The following is an 18,451-nucleotide window of genomic DNA, read 5'->3' on the forward strand; positions in this document are numbered from 1 at the left end:
GCGTCGCCGACCACGATGAGCAGGCGTTGCTGCCGGCTCATGGCGACGCACAGGCGATTCTCGAGCATCAGGTGTCCCAGCTTGCGTCGAAGGGATCGCTCGTCCGACGCGGGCAGGTCGTTCGACCTCGTCATCGACAAGAACACGACGTCGAACTCCTTGCCCTGGAAGGCGTCGACAGTGCCCACCCGCAAGCGCTCAATGAGTCGCCCGTCCTCGCTGCGCGTCTCGCGCCAAGCGTCCTTGACGCGGTAGGAGCCGTCGTCGAGCCGCTCGGACAACCCGCGCTTCTCCATCGCGCGCAGGACCTCGTCGACCTGCGCGGAGTAGAACGAGATGACGCCGAAGCTGAGATCACGGCGCGCTGTCGCCAGGCGCTCGACCTCCTTCGCGACCCACTCGGCCTCGACAGCCCGGCGCTTGCTTTGGCCACCTTGCTCACGTCCACGCGACAGGGGGATGTCGACCCACGCGGCGACGCGCCCGGCGTAGCCCGGCAGGTCGTGCACGAATTCCTCGGATCGCCGCGGCGACTCGAAGCCTTCGCCGTAGGGCGCGTAGAACGTGTCACTGACGAACGAGCCCAGCACAGGGTGCATCCGGTACTGCTTGTCGAGCGTGACGGTCCGCTTGATGCCGTCCTTCGCCTCGCGCTCCTTCATCGCCTCGAACAAGCGCTCGAAGAGACTCCGGCGTAGCGCAGTCGTCGTCGCCTCGGAGACGGACTGTTCAAGCTGGCTCTCGATGTCGGGCTCGAGGATGTGCGGTAGCTGTCGGTGGTCTCCGACCAGGATGATGCGCCGCTCGGCCCGCGACATCGGGATGAACAGATCGAGCGGGTTCGCGCGTGCTGCCTCGTCGACGATCACGTTGGCGAAGACGGTGTCCTCGCCCTTCGCCAAGCTCATCTGGAAGCCAACCGCCTGCTGGCAGGTGGCGGCGAGCACGACGGTGTAGCTTCGAACCGCGTCGCGAACGGCGTCGATGTCGTTCTCGAGGTCGTTGAGGTACTCGTAGAGCACCGCGTCCTCGCCACCCGCCGACTCGCGCGCCTTGCAGTACAGCGCGTCCACGATCTCCGGAAGGAGGCTCTCGAGCTCACCGTGGACCATCGGGGCCCCCACCGGCTTCTCGGCCGCCAGCAAATCGATCAGGTTGCCCTGCAGCGCCTTCAGCTCGGCGAAGAACGGGGGCGGGTCATCGCTGGCCCATTCCGCTGCGTCGCTCAGGACACGGTGCTTGGTCTCTTCGTAAACCCCCATGCGCTGAAGGCGAAGGAGCGCGCGCGCAGCGTTCCGAGAGCCGTCATCGCCGAACGCAACGGCGTCTGTGCGAAGCCCCCGAACTGCCTTGAGGGCAAGTGCGCGATCGTCATCGTCGGGGTCACCGAGCTGCGTGGGGGAGCGCGTGAGCTGCTGGCGAAGCACGTCGAGTCGATCGTGGATCGTGGGCGGTACGTAGCTGCGGCAAAGCTCCTGAACGTCACACACGACTCGCAGCGACTCGTCGGCGGTAAGCGGCGACGCGACGTAGGCGGCGGCAAGCGAGCGGACCTTGCGGAGCACCTCGGTCACCGGGCGTTCGGGGAGCGTCGACAGGTCCGCGCGCACAGCGTCAGCTCGATCCCGTCGCCATCGATCGAAGCCGTCGCTCTCTTCGGTGGTCCCGCGCTTGCGCCCAACCTTGATCGCCGGGAGACCGAAGACGAGGGTCTTCGACGCGGCGTTCTCGACCGCGTCGTGTTGGTAGCTCGTGAGCAACGTTTGGCCGGCGAGGTCGTCCTCCGACAGCTCAGCGAGGCGGGCCTCGAGCGCAGCGATCGTCTTCGTCTTGCCGGTGCCCGGCGGGCCCTGAATCAAGGCGATGTCGGGCGTGTTGAGCGCCACGCGCAGCGCCTCGACCTGCCTCGCCGTGGGCTCCCCGCCGAACACTTCGCGCGCAGCGACCGAGAGCGCGTCCTCGGTCTTTCTGCGCCGCTCCGGAACAGAGCTGCCCTCGAGGAGGAGGCCGAGCTGAGGCATAGGGCACTCGGCCGACGCGATGAGCGCCTGCGCCTGCTCGCGGCGTTCGAGGCGCTTGCGGTCGCCGCTCACGCTCAGGAACAGCACGCCGCTTTCGGGCGGCTCGCGGTCGTCGCTGTCGATGGGAGGCTGCAGGTCGATCGCGCGACGCTGCGGCTCGGCACCCGCGAACGCACCGACAAAGATCCGCGACCGCTGCGAACGAGCGGCCGCCCCATCCGTCGGCGCCGCGGCGTTGTCGGTCGCCTGCTGCAGCTCGTCCGGCGGGTGCAGGGCAGCTTCGAGATCGACTTCCTCCGCGTTGCGCAACACATCGAGGGCGGCATCGAGCTGCTTCGTGTCCTCGACGAAGAAGCGCCACCGCCCGTCTCCCTGAAGCTGCCGCTTGCTGTAGCGGAGCCAACCCAGGGTTCGCGCGCGGCGCAGGACGCTCTCGCGCTCGAGCTTGTTGTATTCCTTCCACACGTTGAGGTAGCTGCCCGCCTGCTCGACGAGCTGGTCGAGCTCGGTTCGCGCGGTGCCGCGAAACGCGCCAGCGATGGTCGCATCGCAGAACCGAACACGCCCGAGCACGAGGACGACCGGACGGCGCTCGTCTGGCGCTGTGCCGCGCTTCGCCTCCACGACCCGAGTTGCCAGCAGCTTGTCGTCGCGCCCGCTCGCCACGTCGACCGCGTACCCACGGCCATGAAGACGAAACGCGCCGCGCTGGTCGGTCGCCGGTGTCGGGCTGCCCGAGAGGAACACCCTGGAGCCGCCGTCCGCCGCTTGCAAGAGGAAGCGATCGTTCAGCCACTGCGTAGCCTCGCCAGCCGAGACGCTGCGACCGAGCTTCTGCCGCACGTGCTCGACCAGTTTGTCGTCGACGCCGATGTCCACCTGATCGGGCCAGTCGTACCGAGTGGGGAACTCGTGGACTTGAAGCAGGACCGCTTCGCTGTTCTTCCCATTCGGACGAACGGAAGCGACCCACGCGAGGCGAGGGAGGTTCCGATCGCGGACGCGTCGGAGCGCCTCGGACGCGCGCCGGTCAGCGCCAACGACGCTCCACGCGCTGGAACCGATGCACAGCAACGACTCGCCAGTGACATCGGAGAACTGCAGCACCGCCTCCGCGCGAGGCTCGGCGGCAAGGCCGAAGTCGGCCGCCGCGCTCGGCACGACCTCGACGGTCGAGACATCTCCAGAGGCCAGGTCGTTGATGTTCATCGCGCTCCTCCCGGGCGAAGCTCAAAGTTCACGACGCGGTGCAGGCTGTCGGAAGGGCCGAGGTGGAGGCGCCACGAGGCCGCGCCGGGCTCGAGACGGATCTCCTTCACGCGGTCGGTCACTTCGGCGTCGCGGCCGCCGCTCGGCGACGAAAGCCGGTAGCGGGCGCCGTCGACGCTACGAATCGAGAGCCTCGAGCCGGTGAGCTGAAGCTCGATCACGGGGCGCGCGCTCGCGACGCCGTCGCGGCCACGCGCGAGGCGCTGTGTGACCGACACGGTCTCGCCGTCGGTCAGCCCGAGCACGGCGGCGACCACCACGCGTCGCCGCTCACCCGCGGGCTTCTGGAGAAGCTCACCCCCCGGACCGAGCGAAGGGTCCCACAGGTTGAAGGCCGCAGTCGCGAAAGCGGGTCGGGGCTCGTCACACCAAGGGCAGAGCTTCGCGGTGAAGTAGTAGGTCCCCTTGCACGACGGGCACGACAGCGTCGCGTCGGCGGCGCCGTGAAGACACTCGGCCCACTCGGACACGCCAGGGCGCTTGGTCGCCTCGCGCAGCCCCGCGCCGAAGGCTCTCTCGGCGAGGTCGACGAGCTTTCGCGACAACACGGACGGCCGGGGAATGCCGTAAGACGCGCGGTTGGTATCGTCGGTCGGGTGGTCGATCCATGGCAGGCGTCCGTCGAGCGCCTCCTCCTCGCGATCGGGAGGCCCATCACTGACCCCGTCGCCGATGAGCGGGTGGGCGAGCGAGAGCGTCTGAAAGGCGAGGACGCTGAAGGCGTGCGCGTCCGTGAGCGAGTTGACGCCGCTGGCGCAGCGCACGAGCTCCGGCGCGCCGTAGCCCGGCGTGAAGACGGCGGCGACGCCTGCGACTGACGCGTAGTGGAGGTTGTCCGCGTCGATGAAGCGCACCTCGGTCGCGTCGGGGCTTTCAGAGACGAAGATGTTGTGGGGTGACGGGTCGGAGTAGACGAGCCCCTTGCCGTGAAGGGCGGCGAGCACGTCGGCGCTGCGCGCAAGGAGCTGAAGACGGCGCCGAAGGCCGCCGCCCGCGAGGTACCAGGCAGCCGGGGAGGCCACGTCCTTGGGGACCGCGCCCAGCGCCCTCAGCGGCTGCATCCCCGTCAGCAGCTCCATCACGTAGCCGAGGACTGGTTCGCGGAGCATCTCGAGCGGCCGCGCGATCTCGAGGTCGGCGAGCGAGAGGCGCTTCACCTGCGTGAGTTGGTTGCGCAGGCGCTCGCGTCGTGACGGCGACGAGTCGAAGACAACCTTTGCGGCGAGCCGCCCGCCGTCGACCTCGTAGACCGCCCCCTGGCCACCGCGACCCAACTGCCGAAGCAGGGAGTAACGAACGCCGTTGATGTCCGTGACCTGTCGAGGAGCCGAGGTCATGCGAGCGCCGCCTCTCGCTGCGCGAGCACGACGAGGGTCTTGTCATCGGTATGGTGGGGGGTCGGCCAGTCCTTCAGCTCTCGCTGCAGCGCCCGCCACCGCTGGGCTGGCGCCATCCCCGCGAAGTCATCCATCAACCACTGCACGAACCCGTCGATGCGCTCAGGAAGGAGATCGTCCGCGACGCCGTCCGTCGCGAGCAGGACGACCGCTCCTCCCTCGCGCGGGAAGGTTCGGCTCGTCCACGATGCGGAATGGCCGAGAGCGTGCGTCTCGTTGGCGAAGCCGGCTACGCGCGGGCCCACGACCCACTCCAGCCCCCGCTGCGTTCGGAGCAGCGCGAGGCCATCGCCGATCGCCGCGACATGGACCAGCCCGCGGACGGGCGCGAGCGCAAACAGACACGTCGCTGCGCAGTCTCGAGCCGTCGACGGAGCGATGAGCGAACACCAGCGCGGCTCGATACCGCCAAGGAGCTCGTCCAGGGCGCACGCGCCCGCCTTGTGCCACGCACGCACGGCATCGAGCACCGCCCGGCAGGCCATCTGCGCACCTCTTCGGGCTTCGCGCCGAGAGCCCATTCCGTCACTGACGACGACCAACGTCCCGAACGCGCCACGAGCTCCAAGCCAACTGTCCTCGTTGGGCTCGCCCTGGGCACGGTGACGCGGTCCGACCGCGCTGGCGCCGAAGTAATGGTCGGGTGAGCGTCTCGACACGAAGTCCTCGGCGCGGTCAGAAATTGAAGTCATCGAGGTTGGTCGGCTCCGCAGCGATCACGCTGTCAGGATTCGCGCTACGCGAGCGTTGCGTGACGCTCATCGTCACCCAACGGAAGAACTGCTTGATCTGGCGCGCCTCGTGGGCGCGGTAGACGCGGGCCTCGGCCGTCGCGAGGAACGCGGCGAGCATGCCCTCGTCGGCGTCGTCCCCGATCGCCATCGCGAAACGAGCCGCCTTCGAGGCACGCTCGGCGCCGAGCAGGCGCTTCAGCGGAGCCTGCCAATCGTCGGTCGGCTGGCCATCGGAGACGAGAATGATCGTGGGGCGGTAGGCGCGGCTCGGGATCTGCGCTCGGTCCTCGATCATCCCTGTCGCCGCGTCGAACGCGGCGCCCATCGGCGTGCCGCCGGCAGCCGTCATTCGAGACCACTGGACCTTCGCGGCTGGGGCGAGCGGCTGGTGAACCTTCGCGCCGTCCTTGCCGAACGTGACCACGGAGACGTGGATCTCCGCGCGGCTGTCGTCCTCACCGCCGAAGCTCTCCAGCATCTCCTGCACGGCGTCGTTGAGCGCGTCGATCTTTCCGTTGGCGCTCATGCTTCCGCTGACGTCGGCGAGCAGAAGCACGGGCAGCGGTCTTGCAGTGGAAGCTGAAGTCTTTCAGTTTGCTCATGACTCTCTCTCCAAGGTTCTTCGGCGAGGGCTTCGGCAGCTCTCGGTGATCGGCGGTCTTCTTGATCTCTGCCTGGACGCGCGACGTGCCGTTGTGTCGACTGACGATGTCTTCGAGGTACTTGGCCCAGCCCATCGGTCACCTCACCTCCCGGCGCTGCGGCGACGTCGCTCGCGCAGGCCCCTGAAGTCGCTGTTTCGGTACACGGTGAGGACGGCTCCTCCGTCGGTCACCACGACCTGGGTGCCCTCGAAGTCCGCGAGCTCGATGCCTTCGCGACGGAAGGCCTCCACCTCTCTGCGCCCGATCGCGAAGATCTGGGCGCCACGGATGTCGACGCAGCGCCCGAACTCGAGCGCCGCCTCGATGGCGGTTCGCGAGATCGCCCGCGTCGTCATCCGCGCCAGCGCGTGGTTCGTCAGCGAGAAGCTCCCCAGGGTCGAAGGCAGCGCAGCGAGGGCGGTCGACATCGAACGGCTCCTTTCGGTGGACGCCGCGGGATGCGGCGACCGAGAGGCCGTAGAGCGAACGCCGTGCCAGCGAGAAACTCTGCGTCGGCGGGGGCGGGTTCATCGCTTCACCCCGTGGCGGCGCAGCCAATTTGTGGGGGTCTGTGGCGCGGAAGGCCGACGAGCTCCGCAGCGGCCACCGGTAAGCCGGCGGAAGGATCCTTGCTCCAGCAGAAAGATTCTTGTTCTTGAAGCGAGGGCCGCTCGCGGATTCGCGATTCGCCCGCTCGCGGACCATGGGCGGCCCAGCTCGACCGTGCCGGCACCAGTAGCGAGTGGTCGGATCGCGCCAGTCTGAGAGGCAGCACGTGGTGGTCGTGCGCCCCGAGGTCTCGATCGCACTCGAAATAGCGCCCGTCGGTCGTCGCAGTCCGGCGAAAGCGCGATGGGCCAAGTGGGAGCCCGAGCGTAACCACGTGGCATGTCTCGCCATCACGACGCGCACTCTGATTATTCATCAAAAGCCTCTTCGTCGTGCTCCCGCCAACGTTGGGCATTGTCCCGCGCCCACTGAGTTTCCAGGTCGGCCCACTCGCGAACCCGCCGAAGCGGATGAGTGCGGAACCTCTCCGCGACGTCAGCTTCCTTGTCGTGCGCCCCGGCAATGTCTCCGCAGTACATTCGACCGTTGTGCCCACCCGTGCAGAAGCTAGAAAATACCTTGTCATCGTCCTCAAAGGCACCCAGCACGAACGCCGTAAGGGGAGGCACAACAGGGCTCCCTTGCGCGTCGACGTAAGGCGCCGGCATGTGACGGGCGACCACGCGCGCTGCGTCGACTCCGTTGTCTAGAGTCCACTTCTTGACGAGTTCGACGGGGAAGCTATTTAGGACCGCACCTCCACGGCCGACGAGAAGGTTCCAAGGATTCTCGCGATCAAGCAACATCGGGCCGAGCACCTCGAGCACGAAGGCTGCGTCCGTACCAATGTGGACCGACAGCTCGCAAGAAGCGGCTTCTTGAACAGAATACTCGGCGTTCACCACAGCAAGACTGGCCAGCCGAACCGCCCGCGCGAAGTCAACAACCGATAAACGCCGCAATACGCGTCCCCATGCAAGGGCCTGGGCTCCCGCACCGCCCATTGCGGTCTCAAGAACCCGCCACATCACGGCGAGAGTCCGCGCGTCCTTCGGCACGCCCCTCGCCGCATCCCAGGCGATGGGCCCGAGCAGCTTGAGACCGGTCGCCGCAGCGTCCTCCGGGCGGTCGACCATGGCATCGAGGACGGTCTCCAGCGCCTCGCCGAGGAGATCGCGGTCCAACTGGAGGGACCACACCCCGGAAAGTCGCTCGGCCGGCAGCCTTCCCGCTCGAACGAGGCGAATCGCTCGAGATCCTGCGCTTCCGATTCTGTGAATCATGCCGTTGAGGTCGACCGCCATGTCTGGGTTGTGCTCCTCCAGACGATCGAGAGCGCTCTTCAATGCAGAGTCGTGGGCCTCGCTGTCCTCCACGAGGCCCACGATGTACCCGCGAATGAACAGGGGGTCCTTCGCGGCGGCAGCGTGCCCCAGGACCATCGCGAGGTGTTCTCCGCCTGAATCCTCCTTTCCAACTGCGCGGCCAAGTTCGAAGAGGCCGGCCCCAACATGCTCCCCGCCGACCAAAGACGGAAGAGTGGCGACCAACTCGCCTGCAGCACGGGAGAGTTCGCGGCCCAGTTCGTCGATTTCTCGTGCCCACTCGTCCCCATCATCGACCTGGCGTCGACAACCCGAGGAGAGCGCCTCAAGCAAGCGACTGCAGAGATCGTCTCGCCTTAGACTATTATGCCACACTTCAATCGATGCGACGTACTCGGAGGGGTATGAGGTAGTCTCGCCACCTCCCTTTCCGTCGAATCCTAGAAAGTAGTCTGTGGCGCGCAGAACTAGCATTCGCTCCCGGTCATCCAACGATACAGTCTCAAGAGCTGACCGGAGTGCGTCAAGGCGGCCGCTCTGGAGGAGGCCGCGTGCGTGGCGAATGAGCGTCCTCAGGCACAATGCCCGGTGCGCGTCATGCGACATGCAGCGCGCCAGCAACGAAATGGCACCGTCCAAACTCGCCCAGATCTCGCGATACGTCCGCGGACGCCAGTCGGCTGGCCCTATCTCGCCAGACGCGATCGATGCCCCTTCCGTCTTCGAGGCGTGGCTGTCGAGGGCTAGATCGAGTGCCGCCACAACGAGGGGAATCGCGTCCCCTCCGTACTGATCCACCTTCGAGGCGAGCAACGAGAGCCTCTCATCGAAGGACACCTCCGTTCCCGAAAGAAATATGCGGAACGAGGCAGCCCACGTCCCGGTTGCATCTGAGGAATTGCGCGCTGAGCCTTCGGGATCGCCCTCGACTCGGGCAAGACGAAAGAGGGCCCGCTCGCTAAGTCCGTGGAGCTCGCGTCGGGCCAGTAGCCTCCGACACGCCCAGATGACGTGAGTCCTGGCAGGCCAGTGCTCCACACGCTCTCCCGCCGCTCGAGCTTCGTCGTCACTCGCGCGTTCGACGAGATCAGAGAAAATGGGAGCTAGCCGATTGGGGCACACTTCGACCAGCAAAAGGAGCCGAGGTAGTACGCTCGACGCTCCGAGATCGGTGGGCGCGAGCGTACGGACCCACGGAGCAGCCCACTCAGCAAGCGCATCGCGGGCCGCCCTTGGGGCGTGGAGCCCCGCCTGCTTGAGGAACGAGGCTTCGAGAGGCGCTGAGAGCGCATCCATGAAGGCCCCGACCTCGTCGCCGATCACGTCCTCCCAGGCCGTCTCAAAAAGCGGTCGCGCAAAGAGTCGTGGGCGCACCGAGATGTATCGGGAGCCCACGGCAACCACGCCGGGGCTTGTTGAGAGCCGTCGGCAGCGTTGAAGAGCATCTCTCGAGCTCAGAGCAAAGACGTCGCATACCGCGTCAAGCTGTGACGCGACCTCCCCCTTGAAGCCCACGCGATGGAAAAGCGAGAGGGCCCGGAGGACATCGATGTCCCTTCCGTCGCGAACGAGGCGCCGCAGTTCATCATGTGCCCATGCCGCGGCGTCTGGTAGGAATTGAGGCGAGCGCGTTCCGTACGATGTTGCGAGCCTGACGGCGATGTTCAGGCTCCCGTCCGCAAATTCAACGAACGCACGGCGGTAACTCCATGGGATGGTCTGGAAATTGGCGTCAATCACTCTCTGAACGTCGGCACCGTCGATCGCATTCAGCTTGATCGTGATGTCCGAGGCCCCCTCCGTCGCGTCCTGTAGGGCGACGGCCCGCAGGCGCCCCGCTCCCGCCTTGAGCAAGTCGCCGACGCCCATGCGCACGCGTGTGCTGCACCGGTCGAGCACCAAAATGCCCGTCGCGGTTGGCTGGTTGACAAGGGAGGTCACTATGCCGAGCGCCTCGGCTGAGTCCGGTACGTAGATGACCCGCGGCGCGACGGGAGCAAGTGTCTCAGCGACAAGGCGGGACACACCTGCACCGGAAGGCGCAGATATTGCCAGCAAGGGTCGCGCAGGCGCCTCCGCTGCCACGTGATGACGCAATTTGTCCGCGGCCTCAGCCCGTGTCGATAGTTCAACGAAGTCCGACGTGTCCGCCCGCTCTCGTCGCAGCCAGGCGTCGTAGTTCAGCGCTTGGCCGAGGTGCTGACGAAAAAACTGAAGGACGATCCCCGGATGTCGACTCGCCCAGTCTGCCAGGTGACCGACGTTGAGCACACGAGGCGCGGGGGCATCGGGGCTGATCTCGCGGATGATCCGGAGGAGCGACTCGTCGAGTTGCTTCATCTTGTTCGGCGGTGCGTCGTCGCACACGCACAGGTAATAGCCATAGCCCGTCTCTATGAGGCGCCTTGATTCAGGCTTGTTGGCTTCCTCACGAAGGCTTGACTCGTTCACGGCTGAAAACAGAGTCGCCTTGAACTGCCAGCACGTTGGAATCCGGAGGTCCAAGGGACCGCCCAGCGCCAACCGAACCTCTGCATCGACGCCGCCGTCCGGAAGGTTGACTCGCGTGTTGGTTTGTATGTCATCCGACCGGACGCCAGACGCGGCTCCCTCTGCGCGGATCACCGCGCTCAGGAAGTCTGCAAACCTCTGCCCACCGTCGCCTCGAAGGGCGAAGAGCTCCTCGGGAGCTACGTGCCAAGGAAACCTCGTCACGGGGCCGAGTCCTCCGCTTTTGAGCCGTCCGGGCGGCTCCTGGATCCCGACAGATCCCCGCGGAAGGCGCGGTGCACGAGGGAGTTGAAGAGCACTTCCTGCTCATCCGTCGCCAAGTTCAGTCGTCTAGACAAGGCAAGGATCCTATCGAACATCTCGCCGAAGCGGAGCTGCGCCGGGTGGGGCGGCCTCGGAAACATCACGGATTCAAGTTTACCCTTGCTCACCATGCCCTTCATCGAGTTCGTGGAGGCGGCCCGCACCAAGCCCTTGCCGACAAGCAGCAACGCGTAGAGAAAGCGATGGTCGGTCTCCTCGTTCGGCACCACCGCGTTGATTTGCTGGTTGAACGCCACCGTTCGATCCGCAAGTCCAACGTTCCCGATGCAGGATGGACTGCCTGCGATGCAGGTCATGAGTGTGCTGCCCCGAGGCGCGGTCCGCGCGACACGTGCGCCGAGTTCGGAAAGGCCTTCGGTGGCGGTAGTTAGAGCGTGCGACGGCGTGTTGATGTTGTCCGACTTGATCCACTCGAGGTAGTCGCCGTAGTACTCAAGTCGTTCGCGAGGCGGCGTGTTGCCGGTGGTGACCTTTCCGAAGGACGTCAACGGCTCGAGCTCCCACCCCCTCGGGTTCGTCACGGGGTCCCCGAACATCTCCAAGAACGCCGACCGCAGCAGCTCCTCGGTCAGCGCGATCGCCTCCCGCCGCTTCCGCCGGACCGCGTCGGCCTTGTCGAGGATGTCGGCGATGCGGCGCTGCTCTTCGACGGGCGGCAGAGGGACTTCCACACCGCGAACGAGTTCAGAGTTCAGGTTCTTCACGACGGCGCCTGCAGCAAGGCGCTTGAACGCCGCGTAGACAATTGGCGATCCGAGCAAATGGTAAAAGTAGTCTTGGTGGACGTTCTTGTTGCGAGGCGACAGCACCAGCCATCCGTCGTGGATACATCCCGCCGTCGCGAGGATGTAGGGATGGCCGAAACTCATCGAATTCGTGAGCAGAAAATCACCAGGCTTCACCTCGCGTGACCGTGAGACGCCCTCCCTCCGGATCCGCTTCTTCGTCGCGGCTATGTGCTTGGACCCTTCTACGGCGTCGCCGATCATGATCCAATTCACCCCTTTCGGGTCGTCAGTGATGAAGTCATCGATGGGTCGCGGAGAGCCACCACGGGCAATCGAAAAAACTTCACCGAGGGCGACGACAGGCCACTTGCTCACAGCATGCCCTCCAGCTCGCTCAGATCCTTCGCAATCTCCGCCTCGAGCTTCCTCAACCTCCCAAGAATCTTCTTCGGCGACTCATGCACCACCACCTCGTGCACCGCCTCCTTGTACCGATTGATCGAAAGATCCCACCCCTTCTCCCGGATCTCCCCCACCGGCACCATGAAATGCTTCGCGGTCCGCTCCGTGTCCTTCTTGGCGCTCTTCCCCCGCCACCGCACGAGCGCATCCGGCAGATCGTTCTCCTTCACCGCGTCCCGCTTGTCGTCCAGCGAGAACCCGTCCGCGCCCACGTCGTAGAAGAACACGTGCTCCGTCGTGCCGCCCTTGGCGAACACCACGATCGCCGTGGACACCCCCGCGTACGGCTTGAACACCCCCGAGGGCAGCGAGAACACGCCCTCGAGCTGGTTCTCTTCCACGAGCAGCTTGCGTAGCTCCACGTGCGCCTTCGACGAGCCGAAGAGCACGCCGTCCGGCACGATGGTCGCGCTTCGGCCGCCCTTCTTCAGCATGCGCAGGATGAGCGCGAGGAACAGCAGCTCGGTCTTTTTGGTCTTCACCTTCTGCGTCAGCGAAGGGTGCACGTCCTCTGCGTCCAGGCTGCCCTTGAACGGCGGGTTGGCCAGAATGACGTCGAAGCCGTTGCTCGCCTTCTTCGGGAACTTGTCCGGGAACGACGTAGAGAGCGTGTCCTGGTAGTGAATGTCCGGGTTCTCCACGCCGTGGAGCATCAGGTTCATCGAGGCGATCCGGAGCATGGTCGAGTCGAAGTCGAACCCGTGGAACATGTCGTTCTGCACGTGGGTGCGGTAGGGCTCGAGCTTGTCGCCCGTGTAGATCTTCTCGCCGTTCTCGCCCAGCATGATTCCTTTGGGCGAGGTGTACTTCTCGAGCAAGTACTGCATCGCCCCCACCAAGAAGCCCGCCGTGCCGCACGCGGGATCGCCGATGCTCTCGGTGGGCTTCGGCTCGAGCAGCTCGACCATGAAGCGGATGATGTGGCGGGGCGTGCGGAACTGCCCGTTGATGCCCGCAGTCGTCAGCTTCGAGAGCAGGTACTCGTAGAGATCGCCCTTCGCGTCTCCCTCGACGATGGGCAGCGCGTCGATCATGTTCACCGCCTGCACGAGCAGGTTCGGCTTCTGGATCATGAGCTGGGCGTCTTGCATGTAGTCGCCGAAGGTGCCGCCGTCGATCATGCCGCGGAAGTGCTTGAACACCCCGTCGCGCACCCGCGCCAGCATGGCCTCGGCCTTCAGGTGTTTGAACTGCGACCACCGGAGCTTCTGGCCCTCTTCGGTGTCGGGGAAGATGCGCTTCCACGGCTTCTTGGTGCGCTCGGCCTTCTTCTCGTTTCGCGTCTCGGTGACGTCCAAGAGCCGCGAGAACATCAAGAACGAAATTTGCTCGATGACCGTGAGCGGGTTGGTGATGCCCCCGGTCCAGAACTCGGTCCAGAGCTTGTCGATGTCGCTCTTCTGCTGCGTGGTCAGGGTGCTCATGAAGCTGTCTTGCTCGCGGGTGGCGGCGCCTCGGAGGTCGCGGCCTTCTTCGGTTGAAACTGGGTGAGGATGTGAATGAGGGCGTCGACCTCGGATTTGCGCGCGAACACGCCGTCGATGCTGTCCGAGTGGATCGCGGTGAAAGGCTGCTCGTAGAGGCGGTCGATCTCGATGCCGCCGTTCTGCGCGATGTAGTTCTTCAGCACGCCGAGGAAGCGGAGCTGCTGCGACGTGAGCCGAGTGTGCGTGCGCACGAAGTCCGAAAAGGCGTGATCGACGGCCTCGTGATCGAGCCCGACCAAGCCGCGGAACACTGTGAGCAGACTGAGACGCGCGGCGGGATGGTGGCCGGCCAGGTGGCGGACGTTCGCCTTGTCGTCGATCTGGAGGACCAGACGCGCGAGCTCGTCGAGCTCTTCGTCGCGCACCGCTTTGCCGGCCTTCACCCGCTTGAGCGTGGGGTTCTCCGCGAATTGCGCCCTGAGCACCGACTCGACCCGGCTACGGTACTCGACGAGCTCGAGCCCCTCGAGCTTCGGGATGTGGTCCTTGCCGGCGAAGTCGGCGTCGGGAAGATCGTAGGTGGCGGGCGCGATGCGAGACGTCGGGACGTGCTGCTGGTACTTCATGATCCCGCGCAGCTCGGACCGCAGGACCTCGAGCTTCGCCACCGTGGCGTCCCTCCAGAAGTCTTTCGAGCGGACGGAGAGAATGGCGTCGGCCTTCGCCTTCACAGGCCCGAGGTTCTTGGTGAGAAGCTCGACCTGCTCGGCGACGCGGCCACGGAGATCGGCGACCTCGGACGCCATCGGGCCGCCCTTGACCAAGGCAAGCTCGAGGCGGGCCATGAGCAGATCGAAGCGATAGGCCTCTTCCTCGCCCCGTATGTTTCGCCACTGCATGAGCGGCGCCGCGATTGAGAGCAGATCGTGCTTCGTCGCTGCGGCGAGCTGCTCGATGCGCGGCCGTTCCGAGAGCGTCTCGAGCTCCTTCCAGTGGTCGCGCACCTCGAGGTTTCCGGCGTCTTTCGTGGCGCGAACGTCGTGCACCAGCAGATCGACCGTCGCCTGGAACACAGGCTCGTTCATCTTGTCGAGCGCACACTCGGCGAGCGCCAGGCGGGTCTCGAAGAGCTGCTGGAGGAGAGAGGCCTTCTTGGTGGGCTCGGCTTCCTTGTACTTCTCCTCGAAGAACCAGAAGTTCGACCAGTGATCGAAGATCAGGAACTCGGTCTTGTGGTCCCCTGGACCGAGGAGATCGCGGCAGAGACGGGTGCCACGTCCGATCATCTGCCAGAACTTCACGTACGACTTCACCGGCTTGGCGAACACGAGGTTCACGACCTCCGGGACGTCAATTCCAGTGTCGAGCATGTCCACCGAGACGGCGATGGTGAGCTCGTTCGCGGCGTTCTTGAAGTCGTCGATGAGCTGCTCGGCGCGTGTCTCCTGATTGTCGATGACGCGACAGAACGTCGAGCCGTACTGCGGGTACATCTCCTGGAAGACCTCGGCGAGATGTACGGCGTGAAGGTGGCTGCGCGCGAAGACGATGGTCTTCCCGAGACGTGTGCCGGTCGCGTCCTTGATGCCCTCTTCCATCAGGGCTCGCAGCACCGATCGGGTCGTGCCCTTGTTGAACACGTTCTTGTCGAGCTCGCTGGCCTCGTAGTCGACGAGCTCTGGAGCTTCCTCCTGCTCCTCCAGCGCCTCGCGCTGCTCCGCGCTCATCTGGGCGTACTTGACGCCGCGTTCACGGAGCTGGCTCGAGAACGTGCGCACGCGGAACGGCACGAGGTGGGGTGGCCTCGCGCGGATGGCCTCTTCGTAGCTGTAGTGCGCGGTCGGATCTTTCTCTTCACACCCGAAGAGCTTGTACGTGTTTCGCTCGATGAACTTCACTGGCGTGGCGGTGATCCCCACCTCGAGCGCGTCGAAGTACTGAAAGAGCGAGCGGAACGTCTTGTAGATGCTCCGATGCGACTCGTCGGCGACGATGAGGTCGAAGAAGCCGACATCGAACGCATCGAAGCACTCCATCATCGCCGGGTACGTGGCGAGGTAGATGCGCTTGTCGCGGTCAGACGACGTCGAAGATCCGACGACCACGCGCGGCTCACCGGGCATGAACTCCTTGAAGACGCGGTCGGCCTGCCGGCGCAGCTCGCGACGATCGCAGAGGAAGAGGATCCGCTTCACCCAACCCGCTCGCATGAGAAGATCGCAGAGCGAGACCGCTACCCGGGTCTTTCCGGTGCCCGTCGCCTGAACCACCAGCGCCTTGCGTGACTTGCCCTCGAAGCGCTCCGCGATGCGCTTCACAGCCTCGAGCTGGTAGAGGCGCTCCGCGATCGCGAGGTTCGGCTCGACGTGGGCGAGCGCCTTCTTGTTCGTGCGCTGGTGAATCAGGTACTCGAGGCTGTCCTTCGAGTAGAGCCCGTAGACCTTGCGCCACGGGTACCCCTGCGCGTCGTCCCAGAGGAACACGTCGATGCCGTTGGTGAAGAAGATCACCGGGCGCCGCCCCGTCTCCTTCTCCAGGCACATCGCGTAGATGCGCGCCTGCTCCGCCCCGAGCTTGGGGTCTTTGGCGGTCTTCTTGGCTTCGACGACCGCGAGCGGCTTTCCGTCATCGCCATAAAGCACGTAGTCCGCATAGCCCTCGCCGGACGGGGTCGGGTGCTCGGAGACGCGGACCTCTTGCTTCACCTGTTCGGTGTTCGTGCCACCGACACCGACGTCCCAGCCGGTCTCGACGAGCATCTGGTCGATGAGACGCCGACGCGTCGTCCGTTCGTCGAACTGGAGGGTGGCCGCCACTTTCTGGCCCGCCGACCGCAGCGCCTCGAGCTGGGCCTCGGTCTGCGCCGCCGTTTGCTCTGCCTCGGCGCGCTTCTTTCGTTCTTCTTCGAGCGCCGCGAGGAGCTCGTTGTGTTTCGCCTCGGCGAGACGCACCTTTTCGAGCGCCGCCTTGGCTCTGGTGTCATCGGCTGGCTCGGGCGTGGGTCCCACGTACCTGGGACAGTTGGCGCGGGCCCCACCGTCGACCTGGATGTGGAACCACTCCGCGATCTCGAAGAGCACGAGAAGGCAATCCAGCGCCGTGCGCGCGGGGAGGGCGGTCTTCAAGTGCGCCGCGTGGTTCCCCACTTTTCTTACCGTATGGAGCTTGTCCTGAACGATGGTCGGAACGGCCTGACGAAACTCGTCGGCGAGCAGGCGGTCGTTGAGGTTCTCGCTGTACGGAAGCTGCAGTCGGTACGCGTCGTAGATCGCGAGCACCGCGTTCTCCACGAAGGCTCGCTGCTTGACCAGGGAGCTCTGCGGGTCGGGGTGGGCGTACTTCTCGGCGAACCCGCCAAGGTCCGCGAGGAGGGGGCGCTTCGCACGCAGGAACTCGAAGTTCTGCGACTTCATGAAGGGAACCTCTTCGTGGACCATACGGAGCCACACAGCAGGCTTCGTGCCATCACGACTTCCACTCCTTGACCCCGTGGCGCTCCATCCAGTTGGTGAAGGTCTGCTGGCTCTTCAGCCCCACCAGCTTGGCCGCCTTCGTCTTGTTCCCATGTGTCTCGGCGAGCGCGCGCTCGAGGTAGTGTCGCGCGACCTCGCTCTCGATGGTCTCGAGCTTCAGGCTGTCCCCGAGGGGGCGATCGAGGACGGTGTCACTCGTTCCACCCCGGAGCTTCGACACGGCCTCCTTCATTTCGGCCTCGGTGATCGTGTCGCCCGTCGACCAGACGAGCGCGCGTAGCAACGTTCCGTCGAGCTCGCGGACGTTCCCGGGCCACGTGTGGCGGAGGAGAACGTTCTTTGCGCCGGCGGAAAGTTTCTTCCCGACCGCCGTCTTCCCTAGCTCGGCCTGTTGTCGCGCGAAGAAGTGCTCGGCGAGCAGGAGGATGTCTCCCTTGCGCTCGCGGAGCGGGGCATCTTCACCGTGAGGATGGCGAGGCGGTAGTAGAGGTCCTCGCGAAAATGGCCCTCGACGACCGCCCCGGCGAGATCGCGGTTCGTGGCGGACACGATGCGCACGTCGACGGGGATTTCCTGCGACTCGCCTACGCGAACGACCTTCTTCTCCTGAAGTGCGCGAAGGAGCTTCACCTGCATCGAGAGCGGCAGCTCTCCGATCTCGTCGAGGAAGAGCGTGCCCCCCTTCGCCTGCTCGAAGTGCCCTCGGCGATCGTCGCTCGCGCCGGTAAACGACCCTCGCTTGTGGCCGAAGAACTCGGATTCGACGAGCTCTTTAGGAATGGCGCCGCAGTTGACCGCGACGAACTTTCCTTGACGCCCGCTGGCCTTATGAATGGCAGAAGCCAGGAGCTCCTTGCCTGTTCCGGACTCGCCCTCGATGAGCAGCGGTGCCGCGTGCACCGCGGCCATCTTGGCCTTCGTGACGAGCGCCTTCATGGGGAGGCTGACGTGGTGGAGATCGGCGAAGCTTGCGTCGTCGTGTCGAAGGCCACCCGCGAGCTTCTCCAGGTCCGCGTCCGTCCTCCGCACGATGCCGGGGATGAACTCGGCAGCGATTTGGAACGGGACCTTCACGGTCTGGAGCCCTTGCTGGACGGAGGACTGGAGAAGCTCCGCCTGGTCGGTCGTGCCTAGCAAGATCCAGATCACCGCCATCGCCGGCGTGCCAGGGCTGAGGTGAAATGCGAGCGCAGCGTCAGCGCCGTACTCGGATTTCGTCCACGCGACGGCGTCGCGTGCCTTCTCGTAGATGTCCTCGTAGTCGGTCGGGGCCCGGAGCTTCACTGTGCGCACGACGATCGAAGCTTGCGTCTGGGGAGCGAGCCACGCCGCAAAGCTCTCGCTCTGTTCCCTCTTCCAGTCGCACAAGAGGACCACGTGATCGAATGCTCGGGCCTTGAATGCTTGCGCGATAGGACCCATCCCCGCCTTCGGATCGCCGTCCGCGGCGTCGAGATCGGTCTTGCCGATCCACGCCATGAGCACCCTTGCCCCTTGTCCCGTCTTCCCCATGTCGAGCGAAGGTAACAAGATTTGCACCGGCACAAGTGCGCTTACTTCAGGCGGCGGCGTGTGCCCGCAGGCCGA

9 protein-coding genes and 1 pseudogene are annotated in these 18,451 nt (G+C 65.4%); all 10 read right to left on the reverse strand.

Annotated elements, in window-relative coordinates:
* Window positions 1–3,230: AAA family ATPase (locus tag IPQ09_07130; protein ID MBL0193987.1), on the reverse strand; the 3,230-nt coding region annotated here is incomplete at its 3' end.
* Entirely contained in the window at window positions 3,227–4,627 is a 1,401-nt protein-coding gene (locus tag IPQ09_07135) for a serine/threonine protein kinase (protein ID MBL0193988.1), read from the reverse strand. The genes IPQ09_07130 and IPQ09_07135, both read right to left, overlap by 4 nt.
* Window positions 4,624–5,346 carry a protein phosphatase 2C domain-containing protein gene (locus IPQ09_07140; protein MBL0193989.1) on the reverse strand — a complete coding sequence of 241 codons (723 nt, stop codon included), beginning with the start codon at window positions 5,344–5,346 and terminating at the stop codon, window positions 4,624–4,626. The genes IPQ09_07135 and IPQ09_07140 overlap by 4 nt, the downstream gene beginning before the upstream one ends.
* Before the next feature lie 16 nt (window positions 5,347–5,362).
* Window positions 5,363–5,947: a VWA domain-containing protein gene (locus IPQ09_07145; protein ID MBL0193990.1), complete on the reverse strand. Its 585-nt coding sequence runs from the start codon at window positions 5,945–5,947 to the stop codon at window positions 5,363–5,365.
* A 219-nt stretch (window positions 5,948–6,166) separates the two neighbouring features.
* The gene (locus tag IPQ09_07150; GenBank protein MBL0193991.1) at window positions 6,167–6,493 is read right to left on the reverse strand and encodes a DUF4258 domain-containing protein; all 327 of its coding nucleotides are present in this window, start codon (window positions 6,491–6,493) and stop codon (window positions 6,167–6,169) included.
* A 489-nt stretch (window positions 6,494–6,982) separates the two neighbouring features.
* Window positions 6,983–10,654 carry a hypothetical protein gene (locus tag IPQ09_07155; protein MBL0193992.1) on the reverse strand — a complete coding sequence of 1,224 codons (3,672 nt, stop codon included), beginning with the start codon at window positions 10,652–10,654 and terminating at the stop codon, window positions 6,983–6,985.
* Window positions 10,651–11,877 (reverse strand): restriction endonuclease subunit S, encoded by a 1,227-nt coding sequence (locus IPQ09_07160; GenBank protein ID MBL0193993.1) that lies wholly within the window; start codon window positions 11,875–11,877, stop codon window positions 10,651–10,653. Before IPQ09_07160 ends, IPQ09_07155 begins: the two co-directional genes overlap by 4 nt.
* Window positions 11,874–13,388 (reverse strand): SAM-dependent DNA methyltransferase, encoded by a 1,515-nt coding sequence (locus tag IPQ09_07165; GenBank protein ID MBL0193994.1) that lies wholly within the window; start codon window positions 13,386–13,388, stop codon window positions 11,874–11,876. Before IPQ09_07165 ends, IPQ09_07160 begins: the two co-directional genes overlap by 4 nt.
* On the reverse strand, window positions 13,385–16,804 hold the full coding sequence (locus IPQ09_07170; GenBank protein MBL0193995.1) for a DEAD/DEAH box helicase family protein: 3,420 nt from the start codon (window positions 16,802–16,804) through the stop codon (window positions 13,385–13,387). Before IPQ09_07170 ends, IPQ09_07165 begins: the two co-directional genes overlap by 4 nt.
* Before the next feature lie 52 nt (window positions 16,805–16,856).
* Window positions 16,857–18,376, reverse strand: a pseudogene (locus tag IPQ09_07175) (sigma 54-interacting transcriptional regulator).
* Window positions 18,377–18,451: the final 75 nt, after the last annotated feature.

Source organism: Myxococcales bacterium (genome assembly GCA_016720545.1).
GTDB lineage: Bacteria > Myxococcota_A > Polyangia > Polyangiales > Polyangiaceae > JAAFHV01.

Bases quoted from the DNA above. Each gene is read 5' to 3' on its own strand.
- IPQ09_07145 (MBL0193990.1), bottom strand. From the start codon at position 5,947: ATGAGCGCCAACGGAAAGATCGACGCGCTCAACGACGCCGTGCAGGAG.
- IPQ09_07170 (MBL0193995.1), bottom strand. From the start codon at position 16,804: ATGAAGTCGCAGAACTTCGAGTTCCTGCGTGCGAAGCGCCCCCTCCTC.
- IPQ09_07165 (MBL0193994.1), bottom strand. From the start codon at position 13,388: ATGAGCACCCTGACCACGCAGCAGAAGAGCGACATCGACAAGCTCTGG.
- IPQ09_07150 (MBL0193991.1), bottom strand. From the start codon at position 6,493: ATGTCGACCGCCCTCGCTGCGCTGCCTTCGACCCTGGGGAGCTTCTCG.
- IPQ09_07135 (MBL0193988.1), bottom strand. From the start codon at position 4,627: ATGACCTCGGCTCCTCGACAGGTCACGGACATCAACGGCGTTCGTTAC.